Source organism: Rudanella paleaurantiibacter, from assembly GCF_009184635.1.
In the GTDB taxonomy this organism is placed as follows: Bacteria; Bacteroidota; Bacteroidia; order Cytophagales; family Spirosomataceae; genus Rudanella; species Rudanella paleaurantiibacter.
The window spans coordinates 260,874-275,321 of the sequence record NZ_WELI01000003.1; the positions used below are offsets into that span (position 1 = coordinate 260,874).

The following is a 14,448-nucleotide window of genomic DNA, read 5'->3' on the forward strand; positions in this document are numbered from 1 at the left end:
TCGAGCAGAATTAAATGTATAATGAACAGTGTAAAATGTACAATGGAATGGCTGATTGCCAGCAGGTAATCTAATAATTCATTATCCATTTTACATTATTCACTCACTGAAGAAGATTTGTATGTAGGTTCTCGTGCGTTTTGCATAGGCGCATGGTAAGTCTAACGAGATCAAAAAAAGGGGGAGAATGTCTGGAACCAGACATTCTCCCCCTTTTTGTACACTATCAGGCTAAAATGGCTTAAATTCCTTCAACGACAAGCAACTGACCGGTAAGCGGGTATTGCGCCCGCTGTTCGTCCGTCACATGTTCGCCCGCTGTTGTTACAAACAACCGCCCGTCGGGGTGCACAGCCACCTTAGTCGGGTTCAGGGCGGGGAGGTCAACGGCACGCAGCAAATCGCCCGCAGTCGAAAACTGTCGAATGATATGCCCTCCGTAGCCACCTACCCATATATGCCCCGCGCCGTCGGTTGAGATACCATCCGGCGAGGAGTCCCAGGGCCAGGCCAGCCAATTCGTTTCGGGGCTATCAGTTTGGGCCTGGTAAATCCCTTTGGGCCGACCTTCGTGCCCAACGGTTTCGACCATCAGCAACCCCAGTTGTGGGTGCCAAAGCGGGCCGTTGCCAATCACAAAGCTATCAGCAATAAATGTGTGGGTGCCGTCGAGACCGTAATGCACAATTTTGCCCAGCACTGACTCGGCATCCATCGCCATCGTACTGGCATACAGCGACCCATCAGGCCCCAGACAGGCATCGTTAAACCGAACCTCGCCGTCGGGGTGCGCCAGCGTATCGACCCGTTCGAGCCACGACTCGCCCCCATCGAGCAAGTCGGCGATGTGCAGGCCCGATTGCAGGCCTACCCAGAAACGACCGTCGGGCCGGGGCAGCGCAAAACCTACCAGTTCGGGCATGTTCCAGGTACGGAGGTGCACACCAGCCGCGTCGGACGCATAAATTCGTTTTTGAAGAATATCCACCCACCAGAGTTGTTCGGAAGGTTGATGCCAGAAAGCCCCCTCGCCGAGGGTATGTTGATGAGGGTAAAGGGCCGTTATGGTTGGTTTAGGCATAGTGTATACAGGTTAATAAGACAACGTCGGTTGGGCAACGAGTGTTTACACGGCTGTATTCGTGACGTTGCCGCTGTTCTCTTGCTGGCTACAACAAAAAGCCCTCTGCATCAGCAAGACGTAGAGGGCTTCTATGGCACTAGAGCTCAGGGACTTACCCAACTGAGCCTTCCAGACTAATTTCTAACAGTTTCTGGGCTTCAACGGCAAACTCCATCGGTAGTTGATTCAACACTTCCTTCGCATAGCCATTGATAATAAGGGCTACAGCCTGCTCGGTCGGAATACCCCGTTGGTTGCAGTAGAACAGCTGATCTTCACCAATCTTCGAGGTAGTGGCCTCATGTTCTACCGTGGCCGATGGGTTCTTCACCTCAATATACGGGAACGTATGCGCCCCGCACTTATCGCCCAGCAGCAGCGAGTCGCACTGCGAGAAGTTCCGGGCGTTTTCGGCCCGCTTCATCACCTCAACCAGCCCCCGGTACGAGTTTTGGCTCTTCCCTGCCGAAATTCCTTTCGACACGATCCGGCTCTTGGTGTTCTTACCGATGTGCACCATTTTGGTACCCGTATCGGCCTGCTGCATATTATTCGTAACCGCTACCGAATAGAACTCGCCAATTGAGTTGTCGCCTTTCAGAATAACGGATGGGTATTTCCAGGTGATAGCCGAGCCGGTTTCGACCTGCGTCCACGAAATTTTCGAGTTGGCACCGTCGCAGATACCCCGCTTGGTTACGAAGTTATAGATACCCCCACGACCTTCTTTGTCGCCAGGATACCAGTTTTGTACGGTCGAGTATTTGATCTCAGCATCGGCATGAGCCACCAGTTCAACCACGGCAGCGTGCAGCTGATTCTCGTCGCGCATGGGAGCCGTACAACCTTCCAGATAGCTTACATACGAGCCCTCGTCGGCTACAATCAGTGTCCGCTCAAACTGACCCGTACCGGCCGCATTGATGCGGAAGTAGGTAGACAGTTCCATGGGGCACCGCACTCCTTTGGGAATGTAGCAGAACGAGCCATCGGAGAAGACAGCCGCATTCAGGGCTGCGAAATAGTTGTCTTTGGGCGGTACTACCGAGCCCAAATATTTTTTCACCAGTTCGGGATGTTCCTGAACGGCTTCGGAAATAGACGAGAAGATAATACCCCGTTCGGCCAGGTCTTTCTTGAACGTGGTGGCTACCGATACCGAGTCCATCACGGCATCAACCGCTACCGGAGGCCGGTCGCCTTCCTGTTCAACTACACCCGCCAGCCGCTTCTGCTCGTTGAGCGAGATACCAAGCCGCTTGAACGTGTCGAGCAGTTCAGGATCGATCTCATCGAGGGAGTTAACAGTTTTCTTTTGCTTCGGGGCCGAGTAGTACTTGATGGCCTGATAGTCAATTTTGGGATATTTGACATTAGGCCAATGGGGCTCGGTCATTTCCTGCCACTGCCGAAACGCCTTCAGACGCCACTCAAGGAGCCACTCGGGTTCGTTTTTCTTCGCAGAAATAAACCGTACAATATCTTCGTCTAAGCCTTGAGGAGCCTCATCCGCTTCGATCAGGGTCTCAAACCCGTACTTGTATTCCGAATTGGTGATGCTCTCTAAGAGTTCAACTTCTTTGCTCATAAGGTGTTTGTGATGCGGTTACTGCCGAACCAATGCACAAAAGTAACAATTTACTAAACGGCCCCGTTCCGGTATAGTTCGCAAATCACAGAAACTTTGTGCTTTGTCGACCCCAGCGCGATATTTGTAACCAATAGGTTACTCTTCATCCAGCGGAATCGACCGGTTTACGCTTTCTTCGAGCGATATAAATGTTTCGGTGCGCTGAATGCCCTGTACTTTCTGAATCTTGTCGTGCAGCACTTCACGCAGGTGGGTGGTGTCGCGGCAAACGATCCGGGCAAAAATGCTGTAGATTCCGGTTGTGTAGTGAATATTCACTACTTCTGGAATGTTCATGAGCTGCTCGGCCACTTCAGCATACAGTGAACTTTTGTCTAAGTAAATACCCAGAAAGGCGCTGATGTCCCAGCCCAGCTTGGTGTAGTCGATCACCAGCTGTGAGCCGCGCACAATGCCCATCTGCTCCATTTTCTTCATGCGTACGTGTACAGTACCGCCCGACACGTAGATCCGCTTACCGATTTCGGTGTACGGCATATTGGCATCCTGCATGAGCAGGGAAAGTATTTTTAGATCGGTGTTATCAATTTCTAAATTTTTGTCCATTTCAGAAATGTGATATTTAATGGATTTAAACAAAAGTATGTTTTTTTTGAATGAAATGTAAATTTTAAGAAATTTTGATAAAATATTTGCAATGAATAAGAAAGCTGCCTTACCTTTGCAATGTCAAGTTAATCAAACAACGCCGGGTCAACGGGGTAGAATTTGACAAATTGCTCTTTAACACTGTAGGATGTCGAAATTGGCAGACGTGCCCTCCTGTCTCGGGGGTGGTGATAACGGGATAAACGTAGCATAATGCCGCTCTTCGGAGCGACTGGGGTTGACCACCAGAGTTGTACTATGGCTAACCGCACCGTGGGTGGTTCGAGTCCCCCTCCTACAGCATGATCGTAATGGCGAATGAGACCGCCGATGTGGCTCTTCAATCGCTCCAAACGATTCGATTGGTTTTTAGTTTGTTGATGAAGTGTAATTCGACACACCGACCCATACTTGAGGTCGGTGTTGTTTTTTTGTACCAACCTTAAAAAGTTAAAAGTTAAGAGTTCGTTACCGACCACCACCTTTCTATCTCTAAGCCCCTACCTATCAAGCGAATGAACCATGTAAAATGTATAATGAATAATTGTTTTACCTACTGATAATCAGCCATCTCATTGTACATTTTACACTCTTCATTTTACATTTAATTCCGTCTGACTACTTAACTCCCCGGCATCTCTCTTCGCTGCGACGACTCCCGCACAATAAGCTGCGTAGGCATAACCTGTGTTTGGCGGGGTACCTCGCCATCGGGGGCCTCAATCTGCGCCAACAGTAACCGTACCGATTCGAGCCCGATCTCGTTGATGGGCTGATTCACGCTCGACAAACCGGGTGAGAAAAAAGCTGACACCGGCTCATTATTGAAACTCACTACGGCTAAATCTTCGGGCACCCGCACTCCTCGTTGCTTCATAATATACAAGGCAGGGTAAGCCACCCGGTCGCTGATAACCACCAACCCATCGAGCGGTTCGGAGAGGTTCGTAATCGACAAGGTCTGCATGACGGTACTCTCCTGCGTATAATCACAATGAAAAACGTGCCGATCAGACACGGGTAACTGATGTTTGCGTAGCGCATCGCGATACCCCGCAATGCGCTGATTGCTCAATAGCAGGTGCGGAGGCCCGGCCAGAAACCCAATCCGGCTACACCCTTGCCCAATCAGGTGCTCAGTTGCGCCAAAGGCAGCCTGATAATTGTCGACAATCACTTTCGAAACATCAATCCCCTCAGCGTGCCGGTCGAACAGCACAAGCGGAATATTCCGGCGGATCAGCCGCTCTACATGCTCGTAATGGTCGGTATCGCGCGAAAGCGACATAATAATGCCCTCAACCTGACTGCGGAGCAGGTTTTCGAGGGTTGTTTTTTCGCGCAGGTACGACTCCTGCGTTTGCCCCACAAGCACACTGTAGCCCGCCCGCATGGCGGCATCCTCAATGCTGTTGAGTACAGCCGCAAAAAAATGATAGCTCAGATTGGGTACAATAACCCCGATGGTCCGGGTGCGGCTCTTCAGTAGGCTCTTGGCCAACTGATTGGGCTGATAGTCGAGTTCCTCGGCCAATCGCATGACGGCACTCCGGGTATCGGGGTGAATTTCGGGCATTCCCCGCAACGCGCGCGACACGGTTGAGATCGAAATATTCAGCGATCGGGCTATGTCTTTGATGGTAACGGGGGTAGCCTTCATAAAAATTAGGTTAAAATATAACTTTTCAAATATTACCCAACTAGAAACTAATCTCTTTCACCGCTATACTCGTTTCCGCCAAAAATGTTTGCGTATTGCTAAAGTTTAAAGTTATCAAAAAATAATTATTTCCCGCAAACGTTTGCGGCAACGTTTGCATGGAAAAATAGCCCTGACTCTCTGTTTCAGGACTTGACAGGCTTTAAAAAGGTCTATAATTTCAAAGCAACGTCTAAGGAATAGGCTTCCAACCGATATGCAAAAAAAGATGAGCTTGCATGGGTAACTGGCAAACAGATTTTCACTTTTCCAATAAGCCACAGCCCACGCGTAGCCCATCAGCAGCATACCGAGACGGTATTAACCTCACAAACAGGCCGTTTAGCTGCAACGGGCAACGAGCCGCAACCTTGCTTACTTTATGCTGACCAAAACGCTTTCGTTACCGATACGCCAGGCAATTGCCGTGACCGAAATGGCCCAACTGGGTACCGAGAATCTGCGTGAGCAATTTCTGATCGAATCACTGTTTGAAGCCGACGAGATTCAATTGGTGTACACGCATTATGACCGCGTTATTACGGGCGGAGCCATGCCTCTCCTCGATGCTGTTGAACTGCCGCCCTACGAAAACCTCAAGACCGACTTTTTTCTGAAACGGCGCGAGCTGGGTGTTATCAACGTAGGCGGAACGGGCTCAGTGACGGTGGATGGCGAAACATACACACTGAATACACTCGACGGACTTTACGTCGGGCAAGGCAGCCAATCCGTACAGTTTCGGAGCGACGACCCGGCCACCCCGGCCCGGTACTTTCTGATGTCGGCCCCGGCTCACCACGCTTATCCAACGGCTAAGCTGGCCAAAGAAGACGCCAACCCCACCCGGCTGGGCGCTCGCGAAACAGCCAACGAGCGCACTATTTACAAATACATTCACGCGGGCGGGCTTACGAGTTGCCAACTCGTGATGGGCCTCACGGTGCTGGAGCCGGGGTCTGTCTGGAACACGATGCCCGCCCACACACACGACCGCCGAATGGAAGTGTATTGCTATTTCGACCTGCACTCCGACCACCGGGTGTTTCATCTGATGGGGCCTCCCCAGCAAACCCGGCACCTTGTGGTGGCCAATCACCAGGCGGTACTGTCTCCGCCCTGGTCGATTCATTCGGGTTGTGGTACCTCGTCGTACTCCTTTATCTGGGGCATGGCGGGCGAGAATATGGATTTTACTGACATGGATTTTACCCCTATTTCTGAACTAAAATGAAGCTTCGTTCCCGTTTTCTGATGGTCGGCTTGTTGCTGGCTAACCTCTCGTTTGCGCAGGCCCCGGTAGATGTGAAAGGCGCGTTTGCCTTTGCCGCCAAACAATACGAAGGAATGCTCCGTAGCCACCCCGACACTACGCGGTTCCCCCAATCGACTAACCCCGACGGTACGCCCCGCGATATGAAGTCTGACTGGTGGTGCAGCGGTTTCTTTGGCGGCTCGCTCTGGTACCTGTTTGAGCAAACCGGCGACCCCAAGTGGAAAGAGGCTGCCCACAAATGGACAATGGCCGTTGCTAAGGAGCAGTACAACACCCGCACGCACGACCTCGGCTTTATGCTCTACTGCCCGTTCGGCAACGGGTATCGGCTCACCAAAAACCCGGCGTATAAGCCAATTATGCTCACCGGAGCCAAGTCGCTGGCAACCCGGTTCCGGCCCGACTACGGCGTTATTAAGTCGTGGGAAGGTTTCAAAGACCGCGCCGGGAAGCGGTACGAGTATCCGGTTATTATCGACAACATGATGAACCTGGAGTTTTTGTTCTGGGCGGCCCGTGAGTCAGGAAACAAAGACCTGTACAACCTCTCGGTCACTCATGCCGACAATACGCTCAAGAATCACTACCGCCCTGATGCCAGCAGCTACCACGTGATTCTGTACGGCGATGGCGGCAAAGTAGAAGCCAAGAAAACCCATCAGGGTGCCGAAGACGAATCGGCCTGGTCGCGGGGGCAGGCATGGGGTCTGTACGGCTACACGGTGATGTACCGCGAAACCAAAGACAAGAAGTACCTCGACCACGCCCGGCGCATTGCCGACTTCATGCTCAACCACAAGAATATGCCCGCTGATAAGATTCCGTATTGGGACTTTGACCGGCCGGGCGAAGAGCGCGATGCCTCGGCTGGCGCCATCACGGCAGCGGCCCTGCTTGAGCTGAGCACATACGGCGGCCCATCGGCCAAAACCTACTTTAAAAACGCCGAGCAAATGCTGCAAAGCCTTTCAACACCTGCTTACCGGGCGGCTCTGGGTGAAAACAACCACTTTATTCTGAAACACAGCGTGGGCCACAAACCCGGCAACAGCGAAATCAATACCCCACTGGTGTACGCCGATTATTACTACCTGGAAGCACTGCTTCGGTACGATACCCTCCGTAAAAAAGGCGGCCAGAAATCGTAACTCAACCCCTTTGAATTCACACAACCTATTTTGCTACTAACTTCTATGAGAACCCCAAAACATTCTACCCTTCCGACACTGGAGACCCCGCCAACCGGGCTATCCAGTCCGGGACTCGCCAGTCCGGGACTCGCCAGTCCGGGCGTAAAGCGGCTGGTGTGCGGCTCTGCCCTGCTGGTTGCCCTGATGATCCCCGGCCTTACTCTGGCCCGCCCCGAACGGCCTGTTCTGGTCGCCGTGGCCGATCAGGGCGTTTCGGGCCGCGTAACCGACGAGAAAGGCGAAGGCCTGCCGGGGGTCAGCGTGACCCTGCGCGGTACAAACCGTGGTACCACTACCGATAATACCGGTAAATTTCAGATTTCGGTACCCGGCCCCGACGCCGTACTGGTATTCAGCTTTGTTGGCTATGCCCGCCAGGAGATTACAGTCGGCAACCGCCAATCGTTTGACGTGCAGCTGGTGTCCGACGAGCAGAACCTGAGCGAAGTAGTCGTGGTGGGTTACGGTACCCAGCGCAAGAGCGACATTACGGGCTCGGTGGCTTCGGTGACGGCCAAAGAGATTCGGGCAGTACCGGTAACGGGCGTTGGTCAGGCCTTGCAGGGCCGTGCACCGGGTGTATTCGTAACCCAGGCGTCGAACGCGCCGGGGGGCGGTGTGAGCATTCGCGTACGGGGTGGTAACTCCATCAACGCGGGCAACGAGCCGCTGTACGTTATCGACGGGTTTCCGGTGTACAACGAAAACGGCCCCAACCTGAACCCCAACGACATTGAGTCGATGGAGATTCTGAAAGATGCCTCGGCCACAGCCATTTACGGCTCACGGGGTGCCAACGGGGTGGTACTCATCACCACCAAACGCGGCAAAGCCGGCCAGAACCGCATTGAGTTCGACTCGTACTACGGCGTGCAAAACGTGCGTCGGCAGATTCCGATGCTCAACGCAACCGAGTATGCTCAATTGGTCAACGAAGCGCAGACCAATGCCGGTCGGCAACCTGTATTTACCAACGAGCAGATTGCCGGCTTTGGCGAAGGTACCAACTGGCAAAACGAGATTTTCCAGGCCGCGCCCATGCAGAATTATCAGCTGACGGCTTCGGGCGGTAACGACAAAACCCGCTACGCTGTATCGGGTAACTACTTTAACCAGCAGGGTGTTATCATCAACTCGAAGTTCGACCGGGGCTCGCTGCGGTTCAACTTTGACCACAAGCTGAACGACAAATTCAGCCTCGGTACCAACCTCAATCTGGTACGGACCCGGACGTTTGCCGTACCTACCGACGCCGATGGTGGCAACAGTGCATCGGTGGTGTACTCAGCGCTGAACTTCTCGCCCACGCAACCCGTATATAACCCCGACGGTACGCTCGTGGTGTTCAACACGCCGGGCCGGATTCAGATTGGCTCCCCGGTGGCGCAGGCCCTCGGCACCTCAAACCAGACAGTAGGTACCCGTTTGCTGGGTAACGTGTTTGTTGATTACCGGATTATTCCGGGTCTGACGTTCCGTACGAGCTTCGGTACCGACATCAACTACAGCAAAAACAGCTTCTACATCTCGCGGCTTACGGCAGCGGGGGCGCAGTTGGGCGGACAAGGGGCCATTCAGAACAACCAGACCAGTAACTGGCTGAACGAAAACACGTTGACCTACAGCAAAACGTTCAACTCGATTCATAACGTGACGTTGCTGGCGGGTTACACCATGCAGGGCAACCGGTTCGAGAGCGTACGGGCGGTGTCGCAGGGTTTCGCTAACGATAACCTCACGTTCTATAACCTCGGTGGAGCTTCTACCCCGCTCATTCCGGCCTCGTCGGCGGCCCTCTGGCAGTTGAACTCGTACATTGGCCGGGTCAACTACGACTATGCCGGTAAGTATCTGGTAACGGCTACCGTACGGGCCGACGGTTCGTCGCGGTTCGGGGCGGGCAACAAGTGGGCCGTATTCCCATCCGGTTCAGTAGCCTGGCGTTTGTCGGAAGAGGACTTCCTGAAAGGCAACCCCGTACTGAACGACCTGAAACTGCGTGTGAGCTACGGGTTGAGCGGTAACCAGGAAATTGGTCAGTACCAGTCGCTGGCAACGCTCGGTACCCAGAACGCCAACTTCAACAACGCGGTAGCCATCGGTATTGGGCCTACGCGGGTAGCCAACCCCGACCTGCGCTGGGAAACCACGGCACAAGCCAACATCGGGGTGGATTTGGGTCTCTGGAACAACCGTCTGACCCTGACCGCCGACGTGTACGACAAGAAAACTACCGACCTGCTGCTGTCAGTGCCCCTGCCGTTTGTGTCGGGCTACGCATCGGCTCTGCAAAACCTCGGCAGTATTCGGAACCGGGGTGTCGAACTGGGTATCAACTCGGTCAACACAACGGGCGCTTTCCGTTGGACTACCTCGTTTAACATTGCCGGCAACCGCAACAAAGTACTTGACCTGGGTAGCCAACGCGAGTTTCCGGCGGGTGAGTCGAGCGGACACCTTCAGCTGCCCAACTCGGGTCTGGTTCGGGTAGGTGAGCAAGTAGGCTTGTTCTTCGGTCTGCGTTCAAACGGTATTTTTCAGAACCAGGCCGAGGTGGATGCATCAGCGCAGAAAACGGCCCGCCCCGGCGACATTCGCTATGTGGATCAGGATGGCAACGGCGTTATCAACCAGAGCGACCGCGTGATTTTGGGGTATGCGCAACCGAAGTTTTTCGGCGGTCTGACCAACACGTTCTCGTACAAAGGATTTGAGCTGAGCATTTTCATGCAGGGCACCTACGGCAACAGCATCTTCAACATCAACCGGTTTGAGCTGGAGTCGTTGACGGGTGTGAGCAACCAGTCGCGCCGGGTACTCGACCGCTGGACGCCCACCAACCCCAGCACCACCATGCCACGCGCCAATGCGGTGGGTAACGCCTACGTGATTTCGGACCGGCAGATTGAAGACGGTTCGTACCTGCGGGTGAAGAACGTGAACTTCTCGTACACCCTGCCCCAGACCATCAGCCGGAAGGTGAAAATGAACAACGTAAAAGTGTACGTGAGCGCGCAGAACCTGCTGACGTTTACCAACTACACGGGCTTCGATCCGGAGGTGAACCGGTTTGGGCAGAACACCCTGAGCCAGGGCACCGACTACGGTAGCTACCCCGGCAGCCGGATTTTCCTCGGCGGCTTAGTACTTGGCTTCTAACCTTTCATCTGCGAAAACCATGAAAATCAACCATATTTTATACTCGTCTCTGCTGGTGCTGGGCTTGTCGGCCTGCTCACTGGAAGAAACGCCCCCCTCGGCCCTGGCGCCCGTTAACTTTTACACCAGCGCCGGTGATGCCGTAGCGGCCGTCAATGCCGTGTACGACGTAGCTAACCAAATTGGCGATCAGAGCCGCAACTTCATTATCATGGGCGACATCCCGTCGGACGATATGAACCTGCTGCTCAACAACGCCGACCGGATTCAGATCTGGAGCTTCCAGACCATCCCGACCAACGGCGTCGTGTCTCAGTCGTGGCAAATTCTGTATCAGGGTGTGAACCGCGCCAACACGGCCATTGAGCGGATTCCGGGGATTCAGATGGACGAAAACCTGAAAAAACGGCTTATTGGCGAGGCCAAATTCATGCGGGCGTTCTACTACTTCTACCTCGTTCGCTGGTGGGGTGGCGTGCCGCTGATGCTGACCGAAACCAAATCATTGGCCGATGGCCGTGATGTGAAACGGGCCACTGCCGATGAGGTGTACGCGCAGATCATCAAAGATCTGACCGACGCTGAAACGGCGCTCCCCGACCGGTTTACCGGGGCCGACCTCGGTCGCGCAACGGCTGGCTCGGCCAAGGGGATGCTGGCTAAGGTGTACCTGCAACGGAAAGACTTTACCAACGCCCGGGCCAAATCGAAAGAGGTAATCGACAACGCAGCCAAGTACGGCTATGGCCTGTTCGACCGGTACGCCGATGCCTTTGCCATTTCGAACAAGAATGGCCGGGAGTCGGTCTTCGAGATTCAGTTTGTAGGACAGGGCACCGGACAGGGTAGCGGTATGGTTACGTACTTCGCGCCCGAAAACTCACCCGTTACGGGCCGGGGCTTCGGGTCATTTTTCCCGACGACGGAGTTCTACAACAGCTTCGACCCGACGGACAAACGGCGCGAACTGTTTATCAACTCGTATGTGGATGGCGGGGGCCGCACGGTCAACACGTTCCAGCACTTCAATAAGTACCAGGACCCCTCGGCGCGGGCATTTGGCGACGCCAACAACAACTTCCCGATTATCCGGTACGCCGATGTCTTGCTGATGTTTGCCGAAGCCGAAAACGAGCTGAACGGCCCCACGGCATTAGCTCTAAACGCAGCCAATCCGATTCGTCGGCGGGCCTTTGGATTCGGACTCAACGCTACCTCGCCGGTCGACTTCACGGCTGCGCTGGGTAAAGAAGGTTTCCGGCAGCGTATCTACGACGAACGTCGGTGGGAGTTCAACGCCGAAGGACAACGCTGGTTCGATCTGGTACGCACGGGCCGCCTGGTGAGTGTGTTGAAGGCAAAGGGGAAAGAGAACGTTCAGGAAAAGCATAACCTGTTCCCGATTCCGCAGCGCGAAATCGACCTGAACCCAAACCTGACGCAAAACCCGAACTACTAAACCGGGACTCGCCAGTCCGGGATTGACCAAAAGCAGAACGCCCCCGCCGATTTCTCGGCGGGGGCGTTGTTGTATGTAGTTTATGGTTTTTAGTTTCTGGTGTTATCTGTACAAAAAACAGTGAGCAGATAGTAAGCCTTCTATAGCCAAAAACTATAAACCCTTCAGGAGCTATTCTTCCTTCATGTTGTGGTACACGTTCTGCACGTCGTCATCCTCTTCGATTTTTTCGAGCAGTTTTTCCACATCGGCCACCTGTTCTTCGGTCAGCTCTTTCACATCGTTCGGGATGCGCTGAAACTCGGCCCCTTTGATTTCGTAGCCTTTACCTTCGAGGAATTTCTGGATGCTGCCAAACGCCGTAAACTCACCGTAGATCACGAGTTGGCCATTTTCTTCGTCGAATTCAATTTCGTCGCCACCCACGTCGATTAACTCCAATTCGAGTTCTTCAGTGTCCACGCTATCGTCGGCGGTAATCCGAAACACGCTTTTCCGGTCGAACATGAAATCGGTCATCCCGCTGGTACCGAGGCTACCTCCGCACTTGCTGAAATAGCTCCGAATGTTGGCTACTGTCCGGTTATGGTTATCGGTCGCCGTCTCGATCACAATGGCAATGCCGTGGGGGGCGTATCCTTCGTAGGTGATTTCTTTGTAATCCTCCTGTTCTTTCGAAGAAGCCTTTTTGATGGCCCGCTCCACATTTTCTTTGGGCATGTTGGCGGCCTTGGCATTCTGAATGATTGCCCGTAGTCGGCCGTTGGTGTCGGGGTCGGGGCCACCGCTTTTCACCGCCATCACGATGTCTTTACCAATGCGGGTGAAGGTCTTAGCCATTTGCCCCCACCGTTTCATTTTCCGGGCTTTCCGGTATTCAAACGCGCGTCCCATTATTTGTGAAGTTTACAGTTTTCGGTTGTCAGTTTTCAGTTTGGCGTGCGCACCAGGGCCGCTTCGCGCAACTGAAAACCGACAACTGTGAACGGTAAACTATTTAGAGTTATATAGTTGTCAATTCAGTAAATTCAATCTCGATCTGCCCGCGCAGGAGGTCTTCAAACGTTTCGCGCTCCCGAATCAGGTAGGCCTGGCCGTCGTACACCATCACCTCGGCCGGGCGTCCGCGCATGTTGTACGTAGAGGCCATCATGAAGCCATACGCCCCGGCATTTTCAAACGACAGGACATCGTTGGTACGCACCTGGGGCAGCAGTCGGTCAGTGGCAAACGTGTCAGTCTCGCAGATATAGCCAACCACTGTGTACAGGGTTTCGGGGCCTTCGGGATTTGACACGTTGATGATGTCGTGCCAGGCATCGTACATCATAGGCCGGATGAGGTGATTCAGGCCCGTATCGACCTGCACAAACGTCCGGGTCGGGTTTTCTTTCACCACGTTTACGTTGGCCAGCAAATGCCCTGACTCACTCACGAGCAGCTTACCGGGCTCAAACCACAGCTCGATATTGCGACCGTACCGGGCACAAAATTCCTTGAAAGCCGCTGATACTTTCTGCCCTAGCTCGGCCAGATCGGTGGCATGGTCGCCCTCGCGATAGGCCACCTTAAAGCCACTGCCAAAGTCCATAAACCGCAGGTCAGGAAAGTCGGAAGCAAGGTCGAACAGGACATCGGCAATTTTCAGGAAGGTGTTGCCGTCCTTAAAATCGGAGCCCGTATGGATATGCAGACCGATTACCGGAATACCGTACTGCTCAACCAGTGCCTTAATCTGCGGCCGGTACTGATTCGGAATTCCGAACTTAGAATCAGCATGGCCGGTCTGGATTTTGAGGTTCCCCCCGTCGATAATGCTCGGATTGATTCGGATACAAATCGGCACCGTCGACCCGTAGGTTTGGCCAATTTGCTCAATCAGCGGCAGGCTATCGGCGTTGATCGTCAGGCCCAGCGCAATGGCCTCCTGAATCTCAGCGAACCGGTTGCCACTCGGCGTGTACATAATCTGCGACGGCTCGTAACCCGCCCGCATCGCCAGCCGGGCTTCGTTGACCGACACCACGTCGACCTCCACACCCTGACTCCGCATCAGCTTCAGAATCGACAGATTCGACAGGGCTTTCAGGGCGTATTTTATCTTAAGATCCACGCCAGTGAATGACGACCGAAGCAAGTCGATTTTTTGAATAATTTTGTCGGCATCATACACGTATGTCGGCAAGCCAAACTGGTCGGCTATGTCGAGCACGCGGACACCCTGAATCTGATACGAGCGGTTTTCTAAGTACATACTGGCCTAAAATTCCCGCAAATATACGACTTAAGTAGTTTAGACCTTC

10 protein-coding genes are annotated in these 14,448 nt (G+C 53.7%); 4 read left to right on the top strand and 6 right to left on the bottom strand.

Annotated elements, in window-relative coordinates:
- Positions 1–241: 241 nt before the first annotated feature.
- The 4 genes from F5984_RS09820 to F5984_RS09835 form a co-directional block, all read right to left on the bottom strand.
- Positions 242–1,081: an SMP-30/gluconolactonase/LRE family protein gene (locus F5984_RS09820; RefSeq protein ID WP_152124087.1), complete on the bottom strand. Its 840-nt coding sequence runs from the start codon at positions 1,079–1,081 to the stop codon at positions 242–244.
- Positions 1,082–1,235: 154 nt separating this feature from the next.
- Positions 1,236–2,711, bottom strand: a complete 1,476-nt coding sequence (gene sufB, locus F5984_RS09825) for a Fe-S cluster assembly protein SufB (RefSeq protein WP_019990486.1) — start codon at positions 2,709–2,711, stop codon at positions 1,236–1,238.
- A 138-nt stretch (positions 2,712–2,849) separates the two neighbouring features.
- The gene (locus F5984_RS09830; protein ID WP_152124088.1) at positions 2,850–3,320 is read right to left on the bottom strand and encodes an Lrp/AsnC ligand binding domain-containing protein; all 471 of its coding nucleotides are present in this window, start codon (positions 3,318–3,320) and stop codon (positions 2,850–2,852) included.
- A 664-nt stretch (positions 3,321–3,984) separates the two neighbouring features.
- On the bottom strand, positions 3,985–5,022 hold the full coding sequence (locus tag F5984_RS09835; RefSeq protein ID WP_152124089.1) for a LacI family DNA-binding transcriptional regulator: 1,038 nt from the start codon (positions 5,020–5,022) through the stop codon (positions 3,985–3,987).
- A gap of 421 nt (positions 5,023–5,443) precedes the next feature.
- On the opposite strand from F5984_RS09835, the gene kduI reads away from it, so the two are divergent.
- Genes kduI through F5984_RS09855 form a run of 4 tightly spaced genes read left to right on the top strand, consistent with a single transcriptional unit; the run spans position 5,444 to position 12,145 of the window.
- Entirely contained in the window at positions 5,444–6,295 is an 852-nt protein-coding gene (kduI, locus tag F5984_RS09840; protein WP_152124090.1) for a 5-dehydro-4-deoxy-D-glucuronate isomerase, read from the top strand.
- A complete protein-coding gene (locus F5984_RS09845) occupies positions 6,292–7,485 on the top strand; it encodes a glycoside hydrolase family 88 protein (protein ID WP_152124091.1) in 1,194 nt (397 codons plus the stop codon). Before kduI ends, F5984_RS09845 begins: the two co-directional genes overlap by 4 nt.
- 45 nt (positions 7,486–7,530) lie before the next feature.
- Positions 7,531–10,686 (top strand): SusC/RagA family TonB-linked outer membrane protein, encoded by a 3,156-nt coding sequence (locus F5984_RS09850; RefSeq protein ID WP_152124092.1) that lies wholly within the window; start codon positions 7,531–7,533, stop codon positions 10,684–10,686.
- Between the two features lie 19 nt (positions 10,687–10,705).
- On the top strand, positions 10,706–12,145 hold the full coding sequence (locus F5984_RS09855) for a RagB/SusD family nutrient uptake outer membrane protein (protein WP_152124093.1): 1,440 nt from the start codon (positions 10,706–10,708) through the stop codon (positions 12,143–12,145).
- Between the two features lie 171 nt (positions 12,146–12,316).
- Here F5984_RS09855 and F5984_RS09860 read toward each other — a convergent pair whose 3' ends face one another.
- Complete coding sequence (locus F5984_RS09860; protein ID WP_152124094.1) at positions 12,317–13,039, bottom strand: YebC/PmpR family DNA-binding transcriptional regulator; 723 nt, start codon at positions 13,037–13,039, stop codon at positions 12,317–12,319.
- Positions 13,040–13,148: 109 nt separating this feature from the next.
- Positions 13,149–14,399: a diaminopimelate decarboxylase gene (gene lysA, locus F5984_RS09865; protein WP_152124095.1), complete on the bottom strand. Its 1,251-nt coding sequence runs from the start codon at positions 14,397–14,399 to the stop codon at positions 13,149–13,151.
- Positions 14,400–14,448: the final 49 nt, after the last annotated feature.

Bases quoted from the DNA above. Each gene is read 5' to 3' on its own strand.
- lysA (WP_152124095.1), bottom strand. From the start codon at position 14,399: ATGTACTTAGAAAACCGCTCGTATCAGATTCAGGGTGTCCGCGTGCTC.
- F5984_RS09860 (WP_152124094.1), bottom strand. From the start codon at position 13,039: ATGGGACGCGCGTTTGAATACCGGAAAGCCCGGAAAATGAAACGGTGG.
- F5984_RS09820 (WP_152124087.1), bottom strand. From the start codon at position 1,081: ATGCCTAAACCAACCATAACGGCCCTTTACCCTCATCAACATACCCTC.
- F5984_RS09855 (WP_152124093.1), top strand. From the start codon at position 10,706: ATGAAAATCAACCATATTTTATACTCGTCTCTGCTGGTGCTGGGCTTG.
- F5984_RS09845 (WP_152124091.1), top strand. From the start codon at position 6,292: ATGAAGCTTCGTTCCCGTTTTCTGATGGTCGGCTTGTTGCTGGCTAAC.
- F5984_RS09830 (WP_152124088.1), bottom strand. From the start codon at position 3,320: ATGGACAAAAATTTAGAAATTGATAACACCGATCTAAAAATACTTTCC.
- F5984_RS09835 (WP_152124089.1), bottom strand. From the start codon at position 5,022: ATGAAGGCTACCCCCGTTACCATCAAAGACATAGCCCGATCGCTGAAT.
- F5984_RS09850 (WP_152124092.1), top strand. From the start codon at position 7,531: ATGAGAACCCCAAAACATTCTACCCTTCCGACACTGGAGACCCCGCCA.
- sufB (WP_019990486.1), bottom strand. From the start codon at position 2,711: ATGAGCAAAGAAGTTGAACTCTTAGAGAGCATCACCAATTCGGAATAC.
- kduI (WP_152124090.1), top strand. From the start codon at position 5,444: ATGCTGACCAAAACGCTTTCGTTACCGATACGCCAGGCAATTGCCGTG.